This is a genomic window from Adlercreutzia sp. CNCM I-6215, from assembly GCF_977072315.1.
The window spans coordinates 64,291-89,249 of sequence record NZ_CDRVMA010000006.1 but is presented as its reverse complement, the minus strand read 5'-3'; the positions used below and the strand labels follow the sequence as shown (position 1 = coordinate 89,249).

The window sequence follows — 24,959 nt, the reverse complement described above, 5'->3', positions numbered from 1 at the left end:
GTGGCGCGTCTTCTTTTTTGGAAGTAAATGCCACTTCGACCTAGAAATGGCATGCGACGATGCCACTTCATGGTCGAAATGGCACGATTTGAGTCAAAAAGGGCCGTTTTCGTGACGGCTCGCATGCCATTTCGGGGTCGAAGTGGCATTTACGGAAAGGAATTAGAAAATGGCTACGGATGCCACGGCGATTATCGCCATTCCCGAGGCGCTGCTGGAGACGGCGGCGACCCGGCATTTCGAAGGAACGCTCGATCTGGCCGAGCTGGCCGCCGGCCCCGACACCTACACCTTCGCCGCGCCCGTCACCTGGTCGGTGGAGGCCACCAACACCGGCGACGCCATCCTCATCCAGGGAACGGCCGCAGGCGACGCCACGACCCAGTGCGCCCGCTGCCTGGAGGACGTGACCTACGGCTTGGAGGGCGACATCGAGGGATACTTCCTCATCGGCGGCGAGGAGGAAGCGGAGACGCCGGAGGATATGGAAGGCGACGAGTTCGACTTCCTGCCCGACAACCGCAAGATCGATCTGGTGCCGCTCGTCGTGGCGGCCCTGCTGCTCGAGGTGCCGCTCGTGCCCCTGTGCGACGACGACTGCAAGGGGCTGTGCCCCCAGTGCGGCGCCAACCTGAACGAGGGGCCCTGCGGCTGCTCCCGCGACGAGGCAGACGTGGAGGCGAGCCCGTTCGCGGCCCTCAAGAACTTCGACTTCGGCGACAAGTAGAAGATCCGGTCCATAACGGCTTTTCAACGAAGGGCGGCGCGGCGGAAACGCTTCGCCGCCCTTCGGGCTATGAGTGCGAAAGGTTGTCTAAAGTTGTCCCGTACGGTTCGGATGCGTGAAAGCGAGGAGGCATGCGGTGAAAGGGGCATCGAGCGCGCAGGTGCTGCGCCACGGGGTGTTCGCCGTGGCCGTCGGCGTCGTGGGGGCGGCGGCCTCGGTGGTGCTGTGCCTCGTTGTCGGCTGGGCCTACGATCTCGTCTGCGCCCATGGCTGGCTACTGTACCTTCTGCCCATTTTCGCGGTGGCGAGCCTTCTGCTGTACCGCGCCCTGAAGCTTCCGCTGGACACCACGACGCACACGGTGATAAACGATATCTGCGCCGATCGCCCCATCTCGCCCGCGCTCGCCCCGGGCATTCTGCTCGGCACGGCGCTTTCCATTCTCGGAGGCGCCTCGGTGGGCAAGGAGGCGGCCGCTCTGCACATGGGGGCGTCGCTGGGCGATCTTGTCGCGCGCCCTTTGAAGCTGCGGCCCTTGACGGGGGTTTGGAAGGGCGGAAGCCGTGCCGACGGCGCAGGTGGCACGAGCGGCGGTGACGGCGCAGTTGGGAGCGCGGGCGCCAGCGGAGGCGCAGGCATCGGCGGAGGCGCCAGCGGCGGCGTGCACGCCTATGCCGCCTCCTGCGGCATGGCAGCGTGCTTCGCGGCGCTGTTCTTCGCGCCCTTGGGGTCGACGGCCTTCGTCATCGAGCTCTCCCGCTACGACCGCTCGGTTTGGCGGCATGCGCCCTTCATGCTGCTGGCGTGCTTCGTGGCCTTCGGCCTGGCGAGCATCATCGGCATCGGCGATGTCATCCCCAAGGTGCCGCTGCCTGCGCTGTCATGGCCCGTTGTCGGCCAATGCGTCGTGATCGCCGTCGCCTGCGCCCTGGTGGGAACCGTCTACATTCAAATCATCGACGGCGCCCAGCGCCTCACCAAGCGCATCTCGCAGAACTACTATCTGTGGGCGGCCCTGGGCGGCGTGCTCATGGCGGTGCTGGTCACGCTGTTCGATTGGCGCGGGTTCGAGGGCACGGGCGCCAACCTGCTCTCCGACGCTCTGGCCGGCCGCGCCGGCGGGTGGACCTTCGCCGTGAAGGCGCTGCTCACCATCGTGTGCCTCGGGCTTTGGCTGCGCGGCGGCGAGATCATGCCCACCTTCACCGTGGGCGCGCTGCTCGGCGCGAGCTGCACGGTCATGACCCAGGGCGATCCGGCCTTCTCGGCGGCTGTGGGGCTCGTCGCCTTCTTCGCCGCCATGAGCCGCTGCCCGGTGACCGCCTTCCTCATGGGCTGCGAGATTTTCGGCTGGGCCGCTGCGCCCGCGTTCGCTTTGGCCGTGGCCGTCTCCTTCTCCCTCGGCCGCGATGTGGGATTGTACGGGCGCGGGGCCACCGGCATTCTGAAGCGCGCGACTTCGGCGGCGCGGGCGCGCCTTGTCGTGAAGAAGCCGTGACCGCTGGCGAATTCGTGGGAAATTGCCCTTGCGGGGCCGCGTGCGGTTGGGTATCATATCAGATCGTGCGTTTACAGAAGAAGTTGTGAACGGCACCCGCTGTTCCCAGCTATAGAAGGAGTAATCGAGATGGCAGTACCTAAGCGCAAAATGGGCCGTGCCCGTACCCACGCCCGTCGCAGCACCAACGACAAGATCGCGGCTCCCGCCCGCTCCATTTGCCCCCAGTGCGGCGAGGTGAAGCTTCCTCACCGCGTGTGCGGCAACTGCGGCTACTACCGCGACCGCGAGGTCATCGAGACCGAGTAGCTTTTGTGCGTGACGGTCGCGGAGGCGCCAGGTAGCCTCCGCGATGTCGGCAAAGCCTCCTCGCATGCCAAGCTGGATAAGCCTGGTCTGCCAGGGGGCTTTTTGGCTATAGGCCCGTGCCTCCGACCGTGTCCGCAGGCTGTGCGGACACGGTCGGATGCGCAGCGCCCGTGCAGCGAAAGACCCTGCCGCCCCGGGCGGCACATCGTTTTGAGGAGATACGCAACGTGGCAGAACCAGTAACAATCGCCGTGGACGTCATGGGCGGTGACCGCGGCCCGGCCGTGGTGCTGCGCGGCGCCCTGCAGGCCCTTGAGGCCGATCCCGACTTGAGGCTCACGCTCGTCGGGCCGGCCGAGGAGGTGGAGCCCTTCGCCGCCGTTCACGATCGGGCGACGGCGCAGGTGGCCACCGAGGTCATCGAGATGGGGGAGCATCCGGCTGGCGCCGTGCGCGCCAAGAAGGACTCCTCCATCGTCGTGGGCTGCCGGCTCGTGAAGGAGGGCGCCGCCGATGGCTTCTTCTCCGCCGGTTCCACCGGCGCCTGCCTGGCCGCGGCCACGCTCGTCGTCGGGCGCATCAAAGGCGTGAAGCGCCCGGCCTTGGGCCAGGTCATTCCGGCTTGGGCCCGTCCGACCCTGCTCATCGACGTGGGAGCCAACGCCGACTGCAAGCCGGAGTACCTCGTGCAGTTCGCCCAGATGGGCGAGGTGTACATGAACGCCATCATGGGGGTGGAGCGCCCGAAGGTCGGTCTTCTGAACATCGGCGAGGAGGACACCAAGGGAGACCTGTTCGCCCAGGAGGCTCACCGTCTGCTGTCCGAGACTGTCCCCGCCTTCGCCGGAAACTGCGAGGGGGGCGACCTCATGGCGGGCGACTTCGACGTGGTGGTCACCGACGGGTTCACCGGCAATGTCTGCCTGAAGACCATCGAGGGCACGGCCAAGACGCTCATGCGGAACCTGAAGGCCGCGCTCATGTCCACGGCGCTTTCCAAAGTGGGGGCGCTGCTCGTGAAGGGCCCGCTCGGCGCGCTTAAAGAGAAGATGTCGCCGGACACCTACGGCGGCACGCCGCTGCTCGGCGTCAAGGGCGCCGTCATCGTGGGGCACGGCTCCTCCAACGAGACGGCCGTGAAGAACGGCATCGCCGTGGCCGCCGCCACGGTGCGCGCCCATGTGCCCGAGGTCATCGCCGAGCGCGTGGCCGCCGCGCCTGCGTCGGCTTCCGCGACCGTTGGTGCCGAGGAGAAGGGGGAGGCCGCCGTCTCGGATGCCCGATGAGCCTCACCGCAGAACAGCAGACCAAGCTCGAGCACGCCCAGAAGATTGTGGGCCGCACCTTCGAGAACACCCAGTACCTGCTCTCGGCCATCACTCATCCTTCCGCCACCGAGGGTCGGGCCGTGAAGTTCTCCTACGAGCGCCTGGAGTTCCTCGGCGATTCCATTCTGGGGGCCTTGGTGGCCAACGCCGCCTTCCATCAGTTCCCCGAACTGGACGAGGGCGGCCTCACGCGCATCAAGGTGGCCCTCGTCTCCGGCGCGAGCCTGTCGGAGGTGGCCGAGAAACTCGGGTTCGCCGACGTCATCGTGTTCGGCTCATCGGAGACCGGCACGGGCCGGCGCGGGCTGCACTCGGCGCTCGAGAACGTCTACGAGGCCGTGGTGGCGGCGCTGTTCCTCGACGGCGGCATCGATGCGGCGTGGGTCTTCGTCGATCGCACGCTCATGCCCAAGATGTCGCTGGATCTCGCCCGCGAGCCGGAGAATCCCAAGAGCGCCCTGCAGGAGAAGCTGCAGGAGGGCGGCATCACGCCCACCTATCGGTTGGTGGAGACCCAAGGGCCGCCCCACGACCGCACCTTCGTCGCCCAGGTGTACGCCGGCGACAAGGGGCTCGCGCAGGGCGTCGGCCGCACGAAGAAAGAGGCCGAGAGCCAGGCGGCGAAATCCACGCTCGCGCGCCTCTCCGAGTTCTTCGGCATCGGCATGACCGAGGAGCAGGCCGCCGAGAAAGCGGCCGAGAAGGCGGCGCGCGCCGAGGAGAAGGCCGCCACGAAGGCGGCGCGGGTCGCCGAGCGCGAGGCTGCGGCCGCCGCGAAGGCCGCCGCGAGGGCCGAGCGCGCCGCCGCCAAGAAGAAGCAGGATTAGGCGCCCATGTATCTGAAATCTCTCGTTCTCAAGGGCTTCAAATCCTTCGCCGACCGCAGCGCGCTCACGCTGGAGCCGGGCATCACCGCCGTGGTGGGTCCCAATGGGTCGGGCAAGTCGAACATCTCGGACGCTGTTCTGTGGGTGCTCGGCGAGCGCAACGCCAAGAACCTGCGCGGCCAGGCCATGGAGGACGTCATCTTCGCCGGCTCCTCGGCGCGCAAGGCCTCCGGTCTCGCCGAGGTCGATCTCGTGCTCGACAATTCCGACGGCACGCTGCCGGTGGATTTCGACGAGGTGGCCATCACCCGGCGCATGTACCGCAACGGCGAGAGCGAGTACCTCATCAACGGCACCGTGGCCCGGCGCATGGACGTGCTGGACATCCTGCACGATTCGGGCCTGGGCACCGGCACCCATTCCATCATCTCCCAGGGCTCGCTCGACTCCATCCTGCAGAGCAAGCCGGAGGATCGCCGCGCGCTCATCGAGGAGGCCGCCGGCGTTCTCAAACACAAGCAGCGCAAGGCGAAAAGCGAGCGGAAGCTGGCGAACATGGACCAGCACCTTTTGCGCGCCCGCGACGTGGTGGGGGAGGTGGCCCGGCAGCTGGGGCCGCTCGAGCGCAAGGCCAAGAAGGCGCGCACCTACCAGGAGCTCGCGGCCCAGCAGGCCGAGATGAGCCTCACCATCGCCGTGGACGATTTGCGCGGGCTGCAGAAGGAGTGGGATGCGGCCAAGGCGCGGGAGGCGGCGCTTGCCGCCGAGCTGGAGGAGCGAAGGGGCGCCATCCAGGAGGCCGAGGCCGCTGTAGAGGCGCTGCAGGAGCGCATCCGCCAGCAGACGCTGGACGCCGGCGACCTGTCGCGGCGCCATCGCGCGGCGGCGACGGTCGTCGAGCGCTTCGACTCCGCGGCCATGATGCTGCGCGAGCGGCGTCGGGCCGCCACGGCCCGGGCCGGCGAGCTGGAGCTTTCCATCGAAGCCAATGCCGTGAAGGCCGACGAGGCGGCATCCGAACTCGCGCGCGCGACGGCCCAGTACGAGGAGGCGGCCGCCGAGCTGGACGCGGCTAAGAAGAAGGTGTCGGATCTGGATGCGGTGTACCGCGATTTGGGAGTGCGCCGCGGCTCGCTGGAGCGTGAGCTTTCCGCCCTTTCCAAGGACACCGAGAAGATGACCGCCGAGCGCGAGACGGCGCGCCGCCGTCATGCCGAGAACACCGAGGCGCTCTCCCACGGGCTTGCCCACGTGCAGGTGGTGGAGGGGCGCGCCGCCGAGCTGGCGCTCGAGCTCGCGCGCGCCCAGGAGGAGGCCGAGCGCGCGGCGGCCGGGGCCGCCGAGGCCGATGGCGAGCTTTCCGCGCTGGTGGCGGACGAGGCGGCGGCCCGCGCCGCCGTGGGCACCGCCGTGCAGTCCCGCGACGCGGCCCGCGCCGCCATGGACGAGGCTCGCGACGCCCACCGCGCGCTTTCGGTGGAGATCGCCACCTTGGAGGAGATGGAGCGCTCAAGCGCGCTTTCCGCCGGCGAGGCCCGGGCGTGGCTCGTGGAGCACGTCGACGAGGTGCTGGGGCTCTGCGAGCCGCTCTCCCACGTCATCCAGGCCTCGGCCGGCTTCGAGCCTTTGGTGGAATCGCTTCTGGGCGGGGACGTGGCCACGCTGCTCGTGGAAGACGCGGGCGCGGTAGAGCTCATCGCCGGCCAGCTCGCCGCCGCCGGTGCCGCGGGCGAGGCGTCCTTCCTCATTCGCGACGACGCCAGTCCCTCCCGCATCCGCGGCGCGGCCCGTGTTCGGCGCGAGCGCTTCGGCGGGGCCGAGGGAGTCCCCCTTGTGGACGAGCTCCTCTTCCCGGAAGAGGCCCGGGGCGCCGTAGAGGCGCTCCTGGGCGATGTGGTGGTGTGCCCGACCCTGGAGGCGGCGCTTTCCGCCCACGGACGGGACGACGCGGCCCTGCGCTTCGCCACTCCGGATGGTGCCATTGTATGGCCCTCCGGCAAGGTGAGCGTGGGAGGTGCCGTGGTTGACGAGGGCGCCGGCGTGCTCGCCCGCGTGCGCCACTTGGAGGAGCTGCGGGCGCAGCTTTCCGGCGCGGCGGCGGCCCAGGCCAAGGCCGAGGAGGCCCACCGCTTGGCCGAGGAGGCCCTGCGCCAGGCCCAAGCCACGTCCCTTGAGCTTTCCCAGGCCCTGGCCAACCTGCGCGGCCGTGCCGAGGCGGCCCGCAACACCGCGAGCGCCGCCGCCGAGAAGCTGGCCTCCTGCCGCCGCGAGCTGGAATCCGTCGAGCGCCAGCGCGCCGAGGCCGAGGCCGCCGTGGCGTCGGCCCGTCCCAACGTGGAGTCCTTCGAGGCCCGGGTGAAGGAGCTTGACGCGGCGCTGGATGCGGGCAAGAAGAAGCAGGAGGCCTTAAGCGAGGAGCTGGCGCCTCTGCGCCGCGAGGCCCATCGCGTCTCCGACAGCCTCGCCGAGGCGAAGCTGGCGCAGGCCACGCTCTCCGAGCGCACCACCTACGCCGAGCGCGTCCGCGATGCCCGCGTCCGCGACTTGGAGACCCTTGCCGCTGCGAGCGAGGAGGCCCGCGTGGCCCTGCGCGCGAAGACGGTCTCCGCCGCCCGCATCGAGCCGGTGCTCGCCCTCATCGACGAGCTGACCGCCTCGGCCCAGAAGTGGACGCGTCAGCTGGAGGAGCAGGCCACGGCCGCCGAGGACTCCTCCACCGGCCTGCATTCCTCCGTCACCGAGGCCCGCGGCCGGGCCCATGAGGCCCACGCCCTCTTCGATGGCGTAAGCGAGCGGTTGAGCGAGGCTCGCGTGCAGAAGGGGCGGCTCGAGCTTCAGGTGGAGGCGGCGGTGAACCACATCGCGACCGACCTGTCCGTGCCCCTGGAGACGGCGCTTTCCGTGCCGCCCCTGGAGAACCGTCCCGAGGTGGAGGACGCCCTGTTCAAGATCAACCGTCGCATCGCCAACCTCGGCACCATCAACCCGGATGCCGCCGAGGAGTACGATGCGCTGAAGGTGCGCTACGACTATCTGGCCGCTCAGCTGGAGGACCTCGATCGCGCCCGGCGCTCGCTTGCGAAGATCAACCGCGTCATCGACGCGCGCATGAAGGAGGACTTCGTGCGCACCTACGAGGCGGTGGATCGCAACTTCCAGGAGATCTTCTCCATCCTGTTCCCCGGTGGCAGCGCAAATTTGTCGCTGGTGGATCCGGACGACGTGGAGAACACCGGCGTGGAGGTGAACGCCCAGCCCAAGGGCAAGCGCATCGCGAAGATGATGCTCTTATCCGGCGGCGAGAAGTCGCTCACGGCGCTGGCGCTCTTGTTCGCGGTCTACCGCATCCGATCCACGCCGTTCTACATCTTGGACGAGGTGGAGGCGGCACTCGACGACACGAATCTGCGCCGTTTGGCGGCCTATATCGACAGCCTGCGCGACGAGACCCAGCTCATCATGATCACCCACCAGCGCCGCACCATGGAGATGGCTGACGTGCTGTTCGGCGTCTCCATGCAGGGCGACGGCGTCACCAAGGTCATCAGCCAAAAGCTCGACCAGGCCCTCAAGCACGCGGAGTAGGGGGACGGTTGGGCGCGCGCTACGAGATAGGGGAGTTGGAGTACGCCTCCGGCTACGAGAAGATGTACGGCGTGACCGACGAGCAGTTGGCATTTCTCTCCCGGCATCAGGACAATCTTCGCCGCTTCGAGGTCGAGCCGACCTACGATGCCGCGCTCGACGCCGATCTTGAGCGCCTGGCGCGGAAGCGCGACGAGCTCTCGCGGCACGGCTTCGATGCGGCCCGCGAGGCGGGGAGCGCCTCCGAGGCGTTTCGCGTGGAGTTCGCCCACGCGACGACGGCGCTGGAGGGCAACGGCCTCACCCTCGCCGAGACGGCCATGGTGCTTGAGCGCGACCTCACCATTCCCGGCAAGCCGCTGCACGACCATTTGGAGGTGATGGACGCCGATGCCGCTTTCACCCGGGTGCGCAAGCTCGCGGCGGATGGCGCGCCCCTTTCCGAAGAGATCGTCTTCGACGTGCACCGCCTCATTGCCGCCCACTTGGAAGAGGCCGATCCGGGGGAGTACCGCTGGGACATGCGCTACGTCACCTCGTCTTCTATGTATCCGCCCCCTCCCGCCCGCGTGCCGGAATTGATGGGCGCGCTGCTCGCATCGTCTTTGGCGCACCCGGGCGTGGCGACGGCGGCGCTGTTCCACCTGGTGTTCGAGGACATCCATCCCTTCGGCGACGGCAACGGCCGCACGGGCCGCGCCCTTCTCAACCTCATGCTCATGGAAGCGGGTTTCCCGCCCATCGCCTTCAAGGCCGACCGCGAGAGCGCCCGTCGCTACTACGACGCCATCGCCGCCTTCGCGGGCGACGTGGAGCATCGCGACGGCACGGCCCTTCTGCGGCTCGTCATTGAGCTGGAGGATCAGGAGCTCGGCAAACGCCTGGCGCTGCTGGGATAAAACGGTTTCTCTGATGGTCACGCGAAGAGGTTTAAAAAGGAGAATGGCCGTGGAAAGCGATGAACTGCAGCAATACTACGCCGAACTTGCCTGCGATGGCGGGTTTGAGGCGCGCTGCCATATGGAGCTGCCGGAGCGGTCGCTGGTTGGCGCGCGCATCGTGAACGTGGGATGCCGCCGCGGCAAGGGCACCTACAAGCTGAGCGAGCAGGTGGGGGAGGGCGGCTTCGTCGTCGGGGTCGACTGGAACGAGGCCTTTGTGGAGGCGGCTCGGGCGGGCGTGCCCAGGGCTCTTGAGCGCAGCGGCCTCTCCCGGTGCAACATGGCGTTTCGCGTTGGCTTCCCTGAAGATTTGGCCGCGGCGGGCCTTGAGGAGGGCTGGGCGGACTTCGTCTATTTGAACAGCTCCCTTTCACTGTTCGCCTCTCCGGCCCGGGCGCTTAGGGAGTGCGGTCGCGTGCTGGCGCCCGGCGGCGTGCTGCTGGCCGAGGTTCCCGTGGCGGAGCCGAACGGAAAGGGGCGCGCGGGCGATGCCGATTTCGTAGCGGATGCCAATCGCGCGGCCGTTGTCGCGGCGGCTCGCGCCCTTCCGAACGCCGTGCAGGCGGCGTCGGCCGTCGAGGAGCTTCTCGGCTGGCTGGCGGAGGCGGGGTTCTCCGAGCCGATCGTCCGCGGCGAGCGCCCGCTGTCGCCCGACGAGGGCAGCACGCCCGATCGCCCCGCCGCCACCGTGCCCGGCGACGACGGGATCTATCGCCTTCTGTCACTCGAAGTCGCTCGATGAGGCGACGAACGTGCCCATTTCTGCACGAGATCGCCGTTTATGAGCGTCTGAATGCGGAAATAGAAGACGAAATTAGCGTAAGACGTGTATCAAAAGGGGAGGTAAGCCTTCTTAGACGCTCATAACGGTAAATCTCGTGCAGAAAACGACCCCTTCGCCGACCGGGGCGAGCGTATCGGCCCGCTACGCCGCTTCCACGGTGACGGCGGTGCCGGAGGCGGTGACCATGAGCATGTTGCCCTGGCCGAGCACCTCGTAGTCCATGTCCACTCCAACGATGGCGTGGGCGCCCAGGGCCGCGGCGCGCTGCTGCAGCTCCTCCAAGGCCTGGGTACGGGCCACCATCAGCTCCTCCTCGTAGCCGGCGGACCTTCCGCCCACGAGGTTGCGGATGCCGGCGCCGAAGTCTTTCAAAAAGTTGATGCCCGTGATGACTTCGCCGAACACGATGCCATAGTAGCCGGTGATGCGGTAGCCCTCCACGGTGGGGGTGGTGGTGACGATCATGGGGGAGTCCTTTCTCGAAGAGGCGCCACGCCGGCGTAAAAGCCACGCGGACGCTGCGAATCCTGCGCGACCATGATACCCGAAGCGGCCGTGTCTCGGCGAGAATGGGCCGCCGATTGTCCAACCTGTGGGGAGGTTCCCGAAACAGCGCCGTGCGGGCACGGGTGCTGTGCTACTCTGTTGCCCGTGCACATTCCCCGGGCGTCATCCGACCCGGAGAGACGAACGTTACGAAAGGAAGCAATCCGTGAGCCAAGCCTGCGATATTTTGGACATCAACCTGGCCGACGAGGGGCAGAAGCGCATTCTGTGGGCCGACCGCGATATGCCGGTGCTCGCCCGCATCCGCGAGCGCTTCGCCGAGGAGCGCCCGCTCGAGGGCGTGCGCATCGGCGCCTGCATGCACGTGACCACCGAGACGGCGAACCTCATGCGCACGCTCGTGGCTTCGGGCGCGGAGGTGACGCTCTGTGCCTCCAATCCGCTGTCCACCCAGGACGACACCGCTGCCTCGCTCGTGCGCGACTACGGCGTGCGCGTGTATGCCATCGCCGGCGAGGACGCGGAAACCTATGAGCGCCACATTGCCGAGGTGGTGGCCACCAACCCGCAGATCATCATGGACGACGGCGCCGATCTGGACACCGCCCTGCACACGAAGTTCCCCGAGAAGCTGGAAGGCGTGATCGGCGGCACCGAGGAGACCACCACCGGTGTGGTGCGCCTTATGGCCATGGCGAAGGACGGCGCGCTGCGCTACCCGGTCTTCAACATCAACGACGCCAACACCAAGCACTGCTTCGACAACCACTACGGCACGGGCCAGTCCACCTTGGACGGCATCGTGCGCGCCACGAACCGCCTTCTGTGCGGCCGCACCATGGTAGTGTCCGGTTATGGCTACTGCGGGAGTGGTCTGGCCCAGCGCGCGAAGGGCATGGGCATGGACGTCATCGTCTGCGAGGTCGACCCCCTGAAGGCGCTTGAGGCCCACATGGAGGGCTACCGCGTGATGAAGGCCGAGGACGCCGCCCGCTTCGCCGACGTGTGGGTCACCGTCACCGGCGACTGCAACGTCATCGACGAGCCGGCCTTCAAGAACATGAAGGACGGCGCCATCATCTGCAACTCCGGCCATTTCGACTCCGAGATCAACATGAAATGGCTGCGCGCGAACGCCGTGAAGGTGGAGGAGCTGAAGCCGCTGGTGGAGGAGTACACGCTGCCCGACGGGCGCACCATCACCGTGCTCGCCGAGGGGCGCCTTGTGAACCTCGCCTGCGCCGAGGGGCACCCGGCCTCGGTTATGGACATGAGCTTCGCCAACCAGGCCCTGGCCGCCGAGTACCTGTTCAAGCATGCCTCCGAGCTTGAGGACAAGGTCTACGACGTGCCCGCCGCCATTGACGACGACGTGGCTCGCGTGAAGCTGGAGACGCTCGGCATCGAGATCGACACCCTCACCGAGGAGCAGATCGCCTATATGAACTCTTGGAATTTCTAGAAGCTTCCTAAACTGTCCGGCCGCGGGTCGGCAGAGGGGCACGTGCGCAAGCAATGAAATGCTGACGGGATGCACGCGGGAGGCCGGGAGCGGCGGAGGGGCTCGCGCGCAGGTTGCGCAGCGAACGGAACAGCCCAGTGGGCTGTTCCGCCGAGCGAGCCATTGCTTGAGCACGTGCCCCTCCGCCGATCCCGGCCTCCCGCCCCTCCACCAAACCTTACGCTTCCCTTACAGGTATGGAGGGGATGTGGCGCAAATGCGGCGAAAAGGAACACTTTGGCCTCGATTGCCCCCATTTCGGCCGTCATGGCCCAACTGGCGCTGCCAACTTGGCTCGAAAGGGCTATACTTTCAGCCGTTTGTGCAGCCGCGCCCACGCCACTGACCGTGCGGGCGCATGTCATGTCCTAGGAGCCTCAAGGTGTTCGATACCGTAGCATCGCAAGTGTCGGCGTTGTCCTTCGTCGACATCTTCAATTTCTGCGTGTTTCTTACCTTCACTATTTGCTATACCTACCAGCTCTTCTACGTGCTCGTGGTGCTGACGCGCCGGGCGCCGAAGAAGGTGGCGCGCGCCAACCACCGCTACGCGGTCATGGTGGCGGCGCGCAACGAGGAGACGGTCATCGCCGACCTCATCCACTCCATCAAGGTGCAGAACTATCCCGCCGGGCTCATCGACATCTTCGTCATCGCCGACAACTGCACCGACAACACGGCCGACGTGGCCCGCGAGGCCGGCGCCATCGTGTTCCCCCGCAGCAACGACAAGCTGGTGGGGAAGGGCTATGCGCTCGACTACGGCCTGAAGGCCATCTGGGAGCAGTACGCCGACCGCGATTACGAGGCGTTCTTCGTCTTCGACGCCGACAACGTGCTCGACGTGAACTACTTCCGCGAGATGAACGCCACCTTCGATAACGGTGCGAAGGCCTCCACCTCCTACCGCAACTCCAAGAACTTCGGCAGCAACTGGATCTCGGCCGGCTACGGCGTATGGTTCCTGCGCGAGGCGAAGTTCTTGAACCAGGCGCGCCTCACGCTGAACACCTCCTGCGCCGTGTCGGGCACGGGCTTCTTCATCGCCGCCGATATCCTGAAGGCCGCCGGCGGCTGGAAGTGGCACCTGCTCACCGAGGACATCGAGTTTTCCGCCGCCTCCATCATCGACGGCGTGCGCATCTCCTACTGCCCGACGGCGGTGCTCTACGACGAGCAGCCCATCACCTTCCGCGATTCGTGGAACCAGCGCTTCCGCTGGGCCAAGGGCTTCTACCAGGTGTTCGCCCATTACGCGGGCGGCCTGGTGAAAGGCACGCTGACCAACCCGCGCGGTTACCGCTTCGCCTGCTACGACATGCTCATGACCATCGCTCCGGGCATGCTGCTCTCCATCATCTCCATTCTGTTCAACACCATCATCATCGTGCTGGCGGCTACGGGCGTCATGTCCACGGGTGTGGCCATCGCGAGCTCGGTGACCTCGGTCGTGTTCTGCCTGTGCAACTACATCGTGTTCATGTTCGTCTTCGGCGTGCTCACCACCTTCGTGGAATGGGACTCCATCCGCACCACCACAGCGAAGAAGATCCGCTACATGTTTACCTTCCCCTTCTTCATGCTCACCTACATTCCTATCGCGCTCATCGCTCTGGTGAAAAAAGCGGCGTGGAAGCCCATCCGCCATTCCATCTCGGTGGACGTCGCCGAGTTCTCCGAGGCCGAGGGCGTCCGTCTCTCCTCGAAATAGCTCCTTTCATTTTCTAGCGATGCTTGCTAGAATATAAGGCAGGCTCGAGGGGAGCCACTGGCCAGTGAAATCTCCCCTGAACCGTTTGTTATTTGGGCCGTCTTGCATGACGTGCCCGCCTTGCCTTTCGGCTCGAATCCGCGTACTCGCGGATTCGAGCCATCAGGTTCAGCAAGCAAGCCGCAAAACGAACCCAATCGCAAAGGTCCATTTGCCTGCCTTTCTCCCGTTGCCTAAGGTAGCGAAACGGGCGGGGTCGGCCAGCTCCCCGCCCCGAGGATGCGTCTCGCGCATCCTCGGGGCGAAAGGCTGTGCCCTAGGTTCGCGCGAATGTGAGGCACCAGACGATCTTGGCGCCGGCGGCGCGCAGGGCCTCGGTGGCGGCGAACAGGGTGGCGCCGGTGGTGCACACGTCGTCCACGACGATGACGGCGCCGGGCATGCTGGCGCCGGCCAGCGCGGTGAGCGAATGCCTCATGTTCCCGATGCGCCCCGTCCGTCCCAGCTTCCGCTGGTCGCGGCTGCGGGCGGCCACGAGCAGAGGGGCGAAGTCAAGCCCGGCGATGAACGACAGCTCGCGGGCCAGATGCTCGGCGTGGTCGAAGCCGCGCCGGCGCCGGGCGGCGGCCGTGGCGGGCACGAAGGTGACGACCGGCGCTGCGCCCATCCAGCGGGGCGGCAGGTAGCGGGCCATGATCTGGGCCATGGGCCGTGCCAGGCCGTGCTCGTTCTGGTCCTTGTACACCGTTACGATGCGGCGGACGGCCTCGGTAAGCACGAGGGCGCTCGCCATCTCGTCGTAGGGCGGCTCCTTGTAGCCGAAGGGCTCCATCAGCACGGACGTGCACTCCGAGCACTGCACGACGCCGAAGGGCGCGCCGCAGCGCGGGCAGGCCGTCAGCGCGTCGATGTAGGGGAGCGCCGCGGCGCAGGAACCGCACAGCACCGCGCCGGGCTTATCGCACACCGCGCAGCGGGTGGGGTAGAGCGTCTCGGTCACCATGTCCGCGGCGAAATCGCGTACGGCGCGCCAGTCCGCGCGCAGGCGGCGGGAGGGAGCGGCGTGTTTCGCGGCCGCGCCCTCCCGACGGCTCTTCGCCGGTTTTCGCTCATCGAAGAGCGCCATCTGTCCTTTCATCGGCTTCATAGGGGCAGTCTACGCGCGCACGACCGTGGCAATGACGCAGGAATGTCCCGTTTCGCTCCCCGCGCCGACCGCGTTCGCGTCCCATCCCGCGCCCCGCGCCAACCGCACGGCTTTCGCACTTCGGAGGTTCTGCGGGGCTTTGCCCCGTCTAAGCCCACTTCTGCTACACTTAGCGATGCTTCTTTCGGGTCTGTAGTTGCGGAAAGGCGCGACGTCTTTCCAAGTCCATGGCAGATGCGGTCGAAAGGATCCACGTAAGCGCGCGGGCATTGCCCGCCGTGAGCATGGCGTATCCTAGAGGTAAGTCGCACCGCCCGCTGACATTTTCGCGGCACGGACGCCGCGACGGGCGAGAGGGCTACTAGCGCAAGCGAACGCCCCGGTGCGCGAGTGTGGGGTCAAAGACTAGGTCAGTCGAAAGAGGCAACGTACCGATTGAATTAGACGGAGGATGATGTGAGAAAGCGTTCGTTCGTTGCGGTTGCCTTTGCGGCGCTGCTCGCGGTCGGCCTGTTCGGCCTGGCCGGATGCACTGGATCGGGCACCTACCAGCCGGAGCTGAAGTCCGCCGAGGTGGCGCCCCCGGTCATCGGCGAGGAGGGCACCCTGCGCGTGGGCGTCAACACCGAGAACCCGCCTCTGGCCGGTATGGGCAGCGGCAAGATCATCGGAATCGACGTGGACATCGCCGCGGCTCTCGCCGACGAGCTGGGGCTGAAGCTGTCGGTGGTGGATGTGGGCAGCGACCCGGCCGGGGCACTCGCCAACGGCACGGTGGACGTGGTGCTCGGCATCGACGACTCCGCGAGCGACGGCGATTTCTGGCGCTCGGCCTCCTACCTGCCCACGGGCATCGCCCTGTTCGCGCTGAGCCCCGACGCGGGCACTCCCACCCAGGATTCCGGTGCCACCTTCGCCGCCCAAGTTTCCTCGAAGAGCGCCTGGGCCGTCTCCAACGGGTTCGGCGAGTCCAGCCTCACGCCCACCGACAGCCTGAAGGAGGCCTTTGAGGCGCTTGAGGCCGGAAGCGTGCAGTACGTGGCCGCCGACGCTGTCATCGGCCTGTACGCGGCCCATGGCCAGGGGCTCGACGTGTCCATCGTCGCCATGCTCATGTCGCCGACCGGCTACTGCATGGGCGTCTCGAACGAGAACGTCGATTTGCAGACGGCCGCCGGCGACGTGCTCGCGCGCCTGGTGAGCGACGGCACCATCAACGTCATTGAGCGCAAGTGGCTCGGCACCACCGTGGCCCTGGGCGATCTCACCGTCGTCAGCGATCTGACCGCCTCCGCCGCCGACGCCGCCACGGGTTCCGATAGCGAGGACGTGGGCGATTCCGACAGCGGTGATGCCGACACCGGCGACTCGGGAGACACGGGCTCCGAAGACACCGGTTCCGGCGACTCGTCGGACGGCTCCGATGAGTCCGGCGATACCGGTAGCGGCGACGATTCTGGTAGCGAGGACTCCGGCGATGCAGGCGACTCCGGCAGTTCCGGCGACGAGGACGCGGCCGAATAGTGTCCTTTCCTTCAATGCACTGAGTCCCGCTTTCGGGAAGATGAGCCTCAGCTGTACGGACGAATGACAAAAGTGGCCCTCGGGCTGCGGGTTGAAGCGCTGAATCCGCAGCCCGAGGGCTCTTTTTGTCGTTTCACCCGCAGCCCGAGGGCCGAAAATGTCGTAGCACGATGCTCGCAGTGGCAAAAACCCGCCTCGGGCTGCGGTTTGCAAAAAGAAGAGGGCGGCTCCTTCGGGAACCGCCCTCGTTCGATGGTGATGCGGGTGCGGCGGTGCGCCAGCGCCTAGCTCAGGAAGTCGTCCAGGATCTCGGCTTCGGCCTCTTCCTCGGTGAGGCCCAGCGTCATGAGCTTCACGATCTGGTCGCCGGCGATCTTGCCGATGGCGGCCTCGTGCACGAGCATGGCGTCCTCGCTGGCGGCCTCGATGCCGGGGATGGCCTTCACCTTGGCGTTGCCCATGATGATGGCGTCGCACTGCACGTGCCCGCGGCAGGCGCACTCGCCGATGACGAGCGGGTTGAACACCTGCACGGAGTCGTCCTGGGCCACCGAGCGGGAGATCACCTGCACGGAAGAGCCCTCGCCCTTCAGCTCCACCTTCATGTTGGAAATGGCGGTCTGGTTGCCGTGGGTGAGCAGCTTCTCGGTGAGTACGAGCTTGGCGTCCGCGCCCAGCTCGGCGTTGGTGTCGCGCACGGTGGAGGTGACGCCGCGCAGCTGTACCATCTCCATCTCGCAGGAGGAGCCCTCCTCCATGTACACGTTGGTGGTGGGGTTCAGGATGCGCTCGCCTGAGCCATCGCCCTCGCCGTAGTGCTTCTCCACGTAGCGTACGCGGCTGTTCTTCCCCAGATAGAAGCTGTGGATGCCGTCGTGCTCGGAGGCGTCGTGGGAATCGTTGTGGATGCCGCATCCGGCGATGATGGTGATGTCGCAGTTCTCGCCCACGTAGAAGGTGTTGTACACGACGTCCTTCAGGCCCGACTTCGTCACGATGACGGGGATGTACACCGTCTCGCCCTTGGTGCCGTCCGCGATGCGGATGTCGATGCCGGGGTTGTCGGTCTTGGTGGAAATGTCGATGTAGGCCGAGGAATGGCGCTCGACCAGTTCGCCGTCCTTGCGCACGTTGAAGGCGCCCTTCGGCATGCCGTGCATATTGGCGATCTCGGCGAGCAGGTTCTCGTCGATGGGGGAAAGATCAACGGTCATAGTTGCCTCCTTTTGCAACTAGAAAAGACGTGCGGCGGGCGGGATGGCGGGTGTTTCGACCGAGCGAGTTCCGCAGATGGTGTCGAAGGCGGTATACAGTGGGGAGAAAGCAGCCCCGTCGCCTTCGATACCATCGAGGACTGTCTGAGCGAATCGGAATACCCGGCAGTCCGCCCGCACTGGTGACGTTTAGCAAGTGGTGGGGATCTCGGTCAGGTGCAGCTCGGTGGGGGTGGAAAGCGGGCAGCCGTGGTCATCTAGGCTGCGGGCCGCGAACCCGAGCCGCGGCATGAGCTCGGCCGGCGTCCCCACCTCGGCCACCTGGCCGTCGCGCAGAAGCACGATCTCGTCGGCCAGGGAAATGATGCGCTCCTGGTGCGAGATGATGACGATGGAGCGCCCGTCGCGGGCCTCGTGGATGTCGCGGAACGTCTCGGTGAGCCTGTCGAAGCTCCACAAATCGATGCCGGCCTCGGGCTCGTCGTAGATGGCCAGCTTCGGGTCGCGGGCCAAAATGGTGGCGATCTCGATGCGCTTCACCTCGCCGCCCGACAGCGACTTGTCCACCTCGCGGGTGAGGTAGCTCGCCGAGCACAGGCCCACCTTCGAGAGGTACTCGTTGCAGGCGAGCATGGGCAGCTTCTTGCCGGCGGCGATGTCGAGCAACTTCTTCACCTTCATGCCGCGGAAGCGGGCCGGCTGCTGGAAGCCGTAGCCGATGCCGAGGCGGGCGCGCTCGGTGATGGATTTGTCCGTGATGTCCTCGCCGTTGAAGAGGATCTGGCCGCTCGTGGGCTCCTCGATGCCCATGATGAGCTTGGCGAGCGTGGACTTGCCGCCGCCGTTGGGTCCGGTGATGACCGTGAAGCGGTCGTCGGGAATGGTCAGGGAGAGATCGTCGATGATGCGCTTGGTGCCCCCGTCGTCGGCCGGCACCTCGAACACCAGGTTCTTAAGTTCGAGCATGGGATACTCCGTATCTGTCTCGTCTCGTCTAGATAGTTCGGGGCTGATTATAGCGAAAATTCCCCCGTCGCGGAGAAATCATAACGACACCATATTGGTTGGAAACGGCGACGCGCGGACGGGTAGAATACTCACGAACACTCCGTTGCTCCGCGCCGGGCCGCCAGGGCCGGTCGCGGGGCCCTTCGCAGGAACCCTTCGAAAGGAAGACAGACCATGACCGATTTGGAACAGGTGGCCGCCTCCCACGGCTTTACCGCCGTGAAAAGCGAGCCGATAAGTGAGGTGGAGGGTACGGTGCACCTCATGCATCACGCCGCCTCCGGCGCCCGCCTCATGTTCATCGAGAACGACGACGCCAACAAGGCCTTCTCCATCACCTTCAAGACCCCGGCCGACGACGACACCGGCGTGTTCCACATTTTGGAGCACTCGGTGCTGTGCGGATCGGAGAAGTTCCCGGTGAAGGAGCCCTTCGTCAATTTGCTGAAGACCTCCATGCAGACGTTCTTAAACGCCATGACCTTCCCGGACAAGACCATGTACCCCGTGGCGTCCACCAACGAGCAGGATCTCGTCAACCTCATGGACGTCTACCTGGACGCGGTCTTCCACCCCGATATCTACCGGCGCCCCGTCATCTTCCAGCAGGAGGGCTGGCACCGCGAGCTGGAAGGGGAGGGAGAAGGCGAGCGCCTTGTGGTGAACGGCGTAGTGTACAACGAGATGAAAGGCGCGCTCTCCGAGCCCGATTCCGTGCTCTACGACGGGCTGTCGGCGGCGCTGTTCCCGGACACGACCTACCGTTTCGAGTCTGGCGGCACGCCGGCGGCAATCCCAACGCTCACCTACGAGGGCTTTCTCGAGAACCATCGGCGCCACTACCGTCCCGACAACGCCTACATCATCCTATACGGCAACCTGGATGCCGACCGCTTCCTCGGCTTTCTAGACGAGCGCTATTTGGCGCCGCTGGCCGCGAAAGAGCGCGGGCCGCTGGACATCAATCCGCTCGGGCTGCAGGCTCCCGTGGCTCCCGAGCCAGTTGTCGTGCCCATGGCCACCGCACCGGAGAACGCCTGCGCTGCCGTGGGATTCGTCATCGGGCGTGCCGCCGAGCGCGAGCGCATTGTGGCCGCCGACATCCTGATGGACGCCATCATGGGGGCCAACGAGTCGCCCCTGAAGCGGGCGCTGCTCGACGCGGGCATCGCCGACGACGCCATCGGGTATGTGGCCGACTCCGTGGCCCAGCCCTTCGCCGTGGTGTCCCTGCGCGGCGCCCGGCCCGGCGCCGCCGATGCGCTGCGCGCCATCGTGGAAGCCGAGGCCCGGCGCCTCGCCGAGGGCGGGCTCGACCGCGAGCTGGTGCGGGCGGCCCTCTCCCACGCCGAGTTCGTCATGCGCGAGCGCAACTTCGGCTACCCCGACGGCGTGGTGCTGGCCATGTCCGCCATGGCCGGATGGCTGTACTCCGACGACGACCCGGCGGCCTACCTGCGCTTCGAGGACGTCTTCGCCAGCCTGCGCGAGAAGGTGGAGGAGGGGTACTTCGAGGCGCTTTTGCGCGAGCTGTTCCTGGATAACGACCACCGCGCCTGCGCCGAGGTGGTGCCCACGGAAAGCGACGAGGCCGCCGAGGAGGCCGAGGCAGCCGGCGAGCGCGAGGCGGCCGCGGCGCTCACTCAGGACGAGGCCGCGGCCATCCGCGAGGCGGTGCGCGCGCTGCGCGAGGCCCAGGAGGCGCCGGACGCGCCGGAGGCCCTCGCGAAACTTCCGCAGCTTTCGCGGGCCGATATCGGCGAGGCGTCCGCCGAAGCGATGTGGGAGGTGGGGGAGTGCGGCCCCTGGCGCCTCATCCGCCACCATCTGCCCTGCCGCGGCATCGCCTACGCCTACCGCTACTTCGCCATGGACGGCCTCGCCTTCGACGAGCTGCCCTACGCCACGGTGCTGGCCTGCGTGCTCGGCAAGTTGGATACGTCCCGCCACACGGCGGCCGAGCTGGACACCCTCGTCCAGGCCCATCTGGGCAACCTCGGGTTCGCCGTGGAAGTGCACGAGGACGCCGAGAACCGCGAGCGGCTGCGCCCGATGTTCGTCATGGGCTCCTCCGCCCTTGACGAGGAGGTGCCCTGGGCGGCACGCCTGGCCGAGGAGGTGCTGCGCGAGACCGATTTCTCCGACACCGAGCGCATCCGCGACATCTTGGGCCAGCGGCGCATCGCCATGGAGCAGGCCTTCGCCTCGGCCGGCCACAGCGCCGCCATGGCGCGGGTCGCCTCCTACTACCTGCCGGCCGGGGTGGTGCGCGAGGCGCTCTCCGGCGTCGGTTTCTACCGCTTCTTGAAGGAGCTGCTCGCGAGCTTCGACGAGCGGGCCTGCGAGCTTTCCGCGAAGCTGGCCGAGCTGTCCCGCCGCCTGTTCACCGACGGCGGCTGCACGCTCTCCTTCGGGGGCGACGAGGCGGCGCTCGCTGCCTTCCGGGAGGCGTCTTCGCCTTTCGGCGGCATGGCGGGCGCCCCGGTGCTCACGGTGCCGGCGCCCGAGGATGGGCACGAGGCCTTCGTCGTGGCGAGCGACGTCACCTACACCGCCTGCGGCTGGGACCGCCGCCTGCTCGGCGAGCCCTACGGCGGCGCGTGGCTTTTGGCCTCGCGCATCCTGTCCTACGATTTTCTGTGGACGGAGGTGCGCGTGAAGGGCGGCGCCTACGGGGCCGGCTTCCAGACGACGCGCTCGGGCTCGAGCCGCTTCTACTCCTACCGCGACCCGCGCATCGACGAGACCGTCGAGCGCTTCCGCACCTCCGGCGACTGGCTCGCCGGCGTCTTTAACCCCACGGAATCGGAGATGGACGGCTACGTGGTCTCCACGGTGGCCTCCCTGGACGCGCCGGCCAAGGCCCGCGAGCTTTTGCGTCGCCAGGACGGCCTATACTTCTCCGGCGCCACCTTGGAAGACCGGGCCCGGGTGCGCGAGGAGGTGCGCGCAGCCGGCATCGATGACGTGCGCGCGCTGGCCTCCTCGGTGGACGCCATCGCCGGGGCCGGACCGGTGTGCTGCTTCGGCAACGGCGAGGTCATCCGTGCCAGCGGCGAGGGATTCAACGTCGTCGACCTTCTGGCCTAAAGGGTGCTGAGGGGCGGCCGCCGCGACGGCTCTGCGGGCGTCGGCGACTGGCAACGGTTCTCCGGGTGCCTGCGCGGCGCCCCTCGCGCGGCGCCTTCGCGTGGTGCCCGGATGCAGAACTGGTGCAGCGGATGCGCGCCGCGCGGCCCATCGGCTATAATAGGGCAACCCCAAACAGAAAGGATGCAAGCTCCCATGGCGAATTCCAAGGAGTTCTCGCATATCACGGTCACGGCCGACGATGACGACGATGTGGTCATCCAGGCCGGCGTCGTAGAAGAGCCGGCCGCCGAGGAGCCGGTCGAGGAAGCGCCCCTTGAGGAGCCGGTCGACGAGCCGGCCGCCGAAGAGGCCGACGACGCGGTAGCGGAGGCTGTGGAAGAGGCCGCCGTGGAAAAGGAGGGTGCGGGAGAGACCGCCGATGCCGCCTCCTACCATGAGACGACCCTCGATGACTTGGAAGCGACCAAGATGTCCACGACCCAGAAGGTCATCATCGTCGTGGCCGTGCTGGGCATTGTCGCCTTTGCGGCCTGGTACCTTTTGGCCCACTAGCCCCGTGGGCCTTCGAGAAGCGAGAGGAACAGCGAGCACATGGTGAGAAGAAGCAAGCGCAACCGCGACGCCGGCATTAGCGCCGACGACGGCAATGCCATGGGCCTCACCGAGGCCTTCCACCCCGTGTCGGCGGATGGCTTCACCACGGCCATGTCCCCCGTGGACGAGGGCGACGGCTCCATCATCGGGGAGGATGTCGTCGTCGACGAGGAGGGCGTCTTCGAAGAGGTGGACTTGGGCGATGGGGAAGTACTCGACGACGAGGGCTTGCCCGCCGGCGAGTCGTTTCCCGATGAAGCGGTCTTCGAGGACTTCTACGCCGGTCGTCCGCTGGACGCCGACGGCGCCGATGCCGCGGACGCCTCGCCCGTGCCCGACGCTGTGTCCCTCGGCGTGGTGACGGCCGACGTGGCGCCAACCAAGCCTGCGAGCAAGGCCGCCCATGGCGCGAAGAAGGGCGACGGCGCCTCGCGCGGGCGCCATGCCAAGCACGCGAGTGAGATGAACGAGAAGGCCCGAAAGAAGGCGGAGCTGCCCGAGTACATGCGCAAGTCGCGCCGTATGCGCCGCATTCTTATCGTGGTCATCATCCTGCTCGTGCTCATTCTGGCCGCCATGGTCTACTTCGGCGTTCAGCTGTACAAGGAGGCCTCTTCCAGCGCGGTGCAGCAGGCGCTCTCCTCGGAGCAGGAGGTCGCCGCCATCGCCTCCGAGGACGCGACGGACTCCGCCGATGCCGCCAAGGTGACGACGGTGCCCGACCTGGTGAGCTTGCTGGGCCACACCCAGCAGGAGGCCATCGACATCCTGCAGCACGGCGCCACGGCCGCCGAGCCCCGGGCGGTGAACGAGGAGGGCAACCCCATCAAGAGCGAGGTGCGCGTCGCGCTCACCGCTGAGCCGGCCGACAGCCGTACGGGTACGCCCACGGTGTATTTGGGACTCGACGCCGACGGCAAGATCATTCAGGCGGGCTATTCCACGTCCACCAGCTCGCTCGGCTACGGCTCCGTTAGCTTTAAGGATGCGGTTCTCAAGGAACGCATTATCGAAAAAACCTTGGCTGAGGCAGGCCTCTCTATTCCTGATGACGCGGTCGTTTTGCCGGAAAATGCGGAAGAATACACCTCCTATGACACTGACGGAACTACGACCACCAAGGAGTACTGCTCCTTTAACGGCGAGGTGGACATCGACGGTGCGCCCCATGCCTGGTCTGCGGTGCTCTCCTACGACTACTCCATGGCCAACGCCTCGGACAACTTGGCCGACACCGTCCGCACCATCTTCATATATGTAAACTCCTAGAATTTCCCTTGCGCGGGAGCGACGGCAACGCTATACTGGGCAAGCTGTCAATCAAGCGAGGGCGAAAGCTCTCCACCTGGTTCGGCGCCTTCCAAGGTTGCTGATGGGTACCCGCAGATAGAAACTTTGCGTGTAAGCCCGCCGTGCGCCTTGTTGGCCCGGCGGGTTTTTATGTGTGAGAACACGAAAGGGAGGTGAGCGCGATAGCTGCTCAAGAGCCCCGGCTCAACGATGAGATCACCACGCGCGAGTGCCGTCTCATCGATTTCGACGGGAACCAGATGGGCGTGTATCCCACGCACCAGGCCCAGCAGATCGCCGACGACATGAATCTCGATCTGGTGGAGATCGCTCCGAACGCCACGCCGCCCGTGTGCCGCATCATGGACTACGGGAAGTTCAAGTACGATCAGGCCATCAAGGCCAAGCAGGCTCGTAAGAACCAGAACAAGATCGAGGTCAAGGAGATGAAGTTCCGGCCGAAGATCGACGTGGGCGACTACACCACCAAGAAGAAGCACGTGCTGCGCTTTTTGGAGGCCGGCAACAAGGTGAAGATCACCATCATGTTCCGCGGCCGCGAGATGGCCCACCCCGAGCAGGGCCTCTCCATTCTCGAACGATTGGCCGACGACCTGAAGGACGTTGCCGTCATCGAGAACCAGCCGAAGATGGAGGGGCGCAACATGCACATGCTCATCGCGCCTCTGCCCGCGACCGCGAAAAAGAAAAAGGATTCCAAGAACGACGAAGGAAAGGACAACTAATGCCCAAGATGAAGACCCATCGCGGTATGGCCAAGCGCGTCCGCAAGACCGGTACCGGCAAACTCATGCGCGCCAAGGCGTTCAAGAGCCATATCCTCACCAAGAAGAGCCCCAAGCGCAAGCGCAACTTCCGCCACGAGACCGAGGTCGCCAAGGCGGATACCAAGGTCGTCGAGCGCCAGCTCGGCCTTCGCTAGTCCCATTCGTCTTCAAGGAGTGATTAAGATATGCCTCGTGTAAAGCGTTCCGTCCATGCCCGCAAGAAGCGTCGTACCGTCCTCAATCGTGCGAAGGGCTACTATGGCGCGAAGTCCCGTTCCTATCGTGCTGCGAAGGAGCAGGTGCAGCATTCGCTTCAGTACATGTACCGCGACCGCCGCAACAAGAAGCGCGAGATCCGTCGCCTGTGGATCACCCGCATCAACGCCGCGGCCCGCATCAACGGCCTGTCCTACTCGGTGTTCATGAACGGCCTGAAGAAGGCCGGCGTCGTGCTCGACCGCAAGGTGCTCGCCGATATGGCCGTGAACGATCCGAACGCCTTCGCCGCCCTGGTGGAAGTCGCCAAGAAGGCCGTTGCCTAGTTTGTTTCGTTCGAAAGAGCGCACAAGAAAAGGACCCTTCG

The 24,959-nt window shown here is 66.4% G+C and carries 21 protein-coding genes; 17 read left to right on the top strand and 4 right to left on the bottom strand.

What is annotated here, in order from left to right:
* Window positions 1-169 precede the first annotated feature (169 nt).
* The 8 genes from ACW4LP_RS06205 (at window position 170) to ACW4LP_RS06170 (ending at window position 9,957) form a co-directional block, all read left to right on the top strand.
* Window positions 170-727 (top strand): YceD family protein, encoded by a 558-nt coding sequence (locus ACW4LP_RS06205; RefSeq protein WP_455803589.1) that lies wholly within the window; start codon window positions 170-172, stop codon window positions 725-727.
* A 136-nt stretch (window positions 728-863) separates the two neighbouring features.
* A complete protein-coding gene (locus tag ACW4LP_RS06200; protein WP_455803588.1) occupies window positions 864-2,225 on the top strand; it encodes a chloride channel protein in 1,362 nt (453 codons plus the stop codon).
* 129 nt (window positions 2,226-2,354) lie between these two features.
* Window positions 2,355-2,534 carry a 50S ribosomal protein L32 gene (gene rpmF / locus ACW4LP_RS06195; protein WP_022739698.1) on the top strand — a complete coding sequence of 60 codons (180 nt, stop codon included), beginning with the start codon at window positions 2,355-2,357 and terminating at the stop codon, window positions 2,532-2,534.
* Window positions 2,535-2,761: 227 nt separating this feature from the next.
* Complete coding sequence (plsX, locus tag ACW4LP_RS06190) at window positions 2,762-3,820, top strand: phosphate acyltransferase PlsX (RefSeq protein WP_114539726.1); 1,059 nt, start codon at window positions 2,762-2,764, stop codon at window positions 3,818-3,820.
* Window positions 3,817-4,689, top strand: coding sequence for a ribonuclease III (gene rnc / locus ACW4LP_RS06185; RefSeq protein WP_114539727.1), 873 nt, complete (start codon window positions 3,817-3,819; stop codon window positions 4,687-4,689). Before plsX ends, rnc begins: the two co-directional genes overlap by 4 nt.
* A gap of 6 nt (window positions 4,690-4,695) precedes the next feature.
* The gene (gene smc / locus ACW4LP_RS06180) at window positions 4,696-8,274 is read left to right on the top strand and encodes a chromosome segregation protein SMC (RefSeq protein ID WP_227070199.1); all 3,579 of its coding nucleotides are present in this window, start codon (window positions 4,696-4,698) and stop codon (window positions 8,272-8,274) included.
* A gap of 8 nt (window positions 8,275-8,282) precedes the next feature.
* Window positions 8,283-9,173, top strand: coding sequence for a Fic family protein (locus ACW4LP_RS06175; RefSeq protein WP_455803587.1), 891 nt, complete (start codon window positions 8,283-8,285; stop codon window positions 9,171-9,173).
* A gap of 49 nt (window positions 9,174-9,222) precedes the next feature.
* The gene (locus ACW4LP_RS06170; RefSeq protein ID WP_455803586.1) at window positions 9,223-9,957 is read left to right on the top strand and encodes a class I SAM-dependent methyltransferase; all 735 of its coding nucleotides are present in this window, start codon (window positions 9,223-9,225) and stop codon (window positions 9,955-9,957) included.
* Window positions 9,958-10,140: 183 nt separating this feature from the next.
* Here the strand turns inward: ACW4LP_RS06170 and ACW4LP_RS06165 are convergent, their stop codons facing one another.
* The gene (locus ACW4LP_RS06165) at window positions 10,141-10,464 is read right to left on the bottom strand and encodes a heavy metal-binding domain-containing protein (RefSeq protein WP_022739710.1); all 324 of its coding nucleotides are present in this window, start codon (window positions 10,462-10,464) and stop codon (window positions 10,141-10,143) included.
* A gap of 247 nt (window positions 10,465-10,711) precedes the next feature.
* Here ACW4LP_RS06165 and ahcY point away from each other — a divergent pair, with 247 nt between their 5' ends.
* Both ahcY and ACW4LP_RS06155 read left to right on the top strand, forming a co-directional pair.
* On the top strand, window positions 10,712-11,968 hold the full coding sequence (ahcY, locus tag ACW4LP_RS06160; RefSeq protein WP_114549531.1) for an adenosylhomocysteinase: 1,257 nt from the start codon (window positions 10,712-10,714) through the stop codon (window positions 11,966-11,968).
* Window positions 11,969-12,389: 421 nt separating this feature from the next.
* Window positions 12,390-13,718 carry a glycosyltransferase family 2 protein gene (locus ACW4LP_RS06155; RefSeq protein ID WP_455803585.1) on the top strand — a complete coding sequence of 443 codons (1,329 nt, stop codon included), beginning with the start codon at window positions 12,390-12,392 and terminating at the stop codon, window positions 13,716-13,718.
* A gap of 316 nt (window positions 13,719-14,034) precedes the next feature.
* Here ACW4LP_RS06155 and ACW4LP_RS06150 read toward each other — a convergent pair whose 3' ends face one another.
* Window positions 14,035-14,844, bottom strand: coding sequence for a ComF family protein (locus tag ACW4LP_RS06150; RefSeq protein WP_455803584.1), 810 nt, complete (start codon window positions 14,842-14,844; stop codon window positions 14,035-14,037).
* A gap of 477 nt (window positions 14,845-15,321) precedes the next feature.
* Here ACW4LP_RS06150 and ACW4LP_RS06145 point away from each other — a divergent pair, with 477 nt between their 5' ends.
* Window positions 15,322-16,389, top strand: coding sequence for a substrate-binding periplasmic protein (locus ACW4LP_RS06145; protein ID WP_181815602.1), 1,068 nt, complete (start codon window positions 15,322-15,324; stop codon window positions 16,387-16,389).
* A 284-nt stretch (window positions 16,390-16,673) separates the two neighbouring features.
* Here ACW4LP_RS06145 and ACW4LP_RS06140 read toward each other — a convergent pair whose 3' ends face one another.
* Together ACW4LP_RS06140 and ACW4LP_RS06135 are read right to left on the bottom strand one after the other, a co-directional pair.
* Complete coding sequence (locus tag ACW4LP_RS06140) at window positions 16,674-17,603, bottom strand: SufB/SufD family protein (RefSeq protein ID WP_114539734.1); 930 nt, start codon at window positions 17,601-17,603, stop codon at window positions 16,674-16,676.
* Between the two features lie 189 nt (window positions 17,604-17,792).
* Window positions 17,793-18,569, bottom strand: a complete 777-nt coding sequence (locus ACW4LP_RS06135) for an ABC transporter ATP-binding protein (protein ID WP_114539735.1) — start codon at window positions 18,567-18,569, stop codon at window positions 17,793-17,795.
* Between the two features lie 216 nt (window positions 18,570-18,785).
* On the opposite strand from ACW4LP_RS06135, the gene ACW4LP_RS06130 reads away from it, so the two are divergent.
* From ACW4LP_RS06130 to rplT, 6 genes are all read left to right on the top strand, one after another.
* A complete protein-coding gene (locus tag ACW4LP_RS06130; protein WP_455803583.1) occupies window positions 18,786-21,701 on the top strand; it encodes an insulinase family protein in 2,916 nt (971 codons plus the stop codon).
* Window positions 21,702-21,896: 195 nt separating this feature from the next.
* On the top strand, window positions 21,897-22,256 hold the full coding sequence (locus ACW4LP_RS06125; RefSeq protein ID WP_227070202.1) for an SURF2 Surfeit locus protein 2: 360 nt from the start codon (window positions 21,897-21,899) through the stop codon (window positions 22,254-22,256).
* 39 nt (window positions 22,257-22,295) lie between these two features.
* Window positions 22,296-23,567 (top strand): histone-lysine N-methyltransferase, encoded by a 1,272-nt coding sequence (locus ACW4LP_RS06120; protein ID WP_455803582.1) that lies wholly within the window; start codon window positions 22,296-22,298, stop codon window positions 23,565-23,567.
* A gap of 194 nt (window positions 23,568-23,761) precedes the next feature.
* Window positions 23,762-24,334 (top strand): translation initiation factor IF-3, encoded by a 573-nt coding sequence (infC, locus tag ACW4LP_RS06115; RefSeq protein ID WP_022739721.1) that lies wholly within the window; start codon window positions 23,762-23,764, stop codon window positions 24,332-24,334.
* Window positions 24,334-24,531 carry a 50S ribosomal protein L35 gene (gene rpmI, locus ACW4LP_RS06110; RefSeq protein ID WP_022739722.1) on the top strand — a complete coding sequence of 66 codons (198 nt, stop codon included), beginning with the start codon at window positions 24,334-24,336 and terminating at the stop codon, window positions 24,529-24,531. The genes infC and rpmI overlap by 1 nt, the downstream gene beginning before the upstream one ends.
* Before the next feature lie 30 nt (window positions 24,532-24,561).
* Window positions 24,562-24,918: a 50S ribosomal protein L20 gene (rplT, locus tag ACW4LP_RS06105; protein ID WP_022739723.1), complete on the top strand. Its 357-nt coding sequence runs from the start codon at window positions 24,562-24,564 to the stop codon at window positions 24,916-24,918.
* The last annotated feature ends 41 nt before the right edge of the window (window positions 24,919-24,959 follow it).

What these genes read in the sequence shown, in the direction of transcription:
- rpmI (WP_022739722.1), top strand. Translation starts at nt 24,334, where the DNA reads ATGCCCAAGATGAAGACCCATCGCGGTATGGCCAAGCGCGTCCGCAAG.
- ACW4LP_RS06165 (WP_022739710.1), bottom strand. Translation starts at nt 10,464, where the DNA reads ATGATCGTCACCACCACCCCCACCGTGGAGGGCTACCGCATCACCGGC.
- rpmF (WP_022739698.1), top strand. Translation starts at nt 2,355, where the DNA reads ATGGCAGTACCTAAGCGCAAAATGGGCCGTGCCCGTACCCACGCCCGT.
- ACW4LP_RS06130 (WP_455803583.1), top strand. Translation starts at nt 18,786, where the DNA reads ATGACCGATTTGGAACAGGTGGCCGCCTCCCACGGCTTTACCGCCGTG.
- ACW4LP_RS06135 (WP_114539735.1), bottom strand. Translation starts at nt 18,569, where the DNA reads ATGCTCGAACTTAAGAACCTGGTGTTCGAGGTGCCGGCCGACGACGGG.
- ACW4LP_RS06140 (WP_114539734.1), bottom strand. Translation starts at nt 17,603, where the DNA reads ATGACCGTTGATCTTTCCCCCATCGACGAGAACCTGCTCGCCGAGATC.
- rnc (WP_114539727.1), top strand. Translation starts at nt 3,817, where the DNA reads ATGAGCCTCACCGCAGAACAGCAGACCAAGCTCGAGCACGCCCAGAAG.
- rplT (WP_022739723.1), top strand. Translation starts at nt 24,562, where the DNA reads ATGCCTCGTGTAAAGCGTTCCGTCCATGCCCGCAAGAAGCGTCGTACC.
- smc (WP_227070199.1), top strand. Translation starts at nt 4,696, where the DNA reads ATGTATCTGAAATCTCTCGTTCTCAAGGGCTTCAAATCCTTCGCCGAC.
- ACW4LP_RS06120 (WP_455803582.1), top strand. Translation starts at nt 22,296, where the DNA reads ATGGTGAGAAGAAGCAAGCGCAACCGCGACGCCGGCATTAGCGCCGAC.
- ACW4LP_RS06205 (WP_455803589.1), top strand. Translation starts at nt 170, where the DNA reads ATGGCTACGGATGCCACGGCGATTATCGCCATTCCCGAGGCGCTGCTG.
- ACW4LP_RS06125 (WP_227070202.1), top strand. Translation starts at nt 21,897, where the DNA reads ATGGCGAATTCCAAGGAGTTCTCGCATATCACGGTCACGGCCGACGAT.
- ACW4LP_RS06150 (WP_455803584.1), bottom strand. Translation starts at nt 14,844, where the DNA reads ATGGCGCTCTTCGATGAGCGAAAACCGGCGAAGAGCCGTCGGGAGGGC.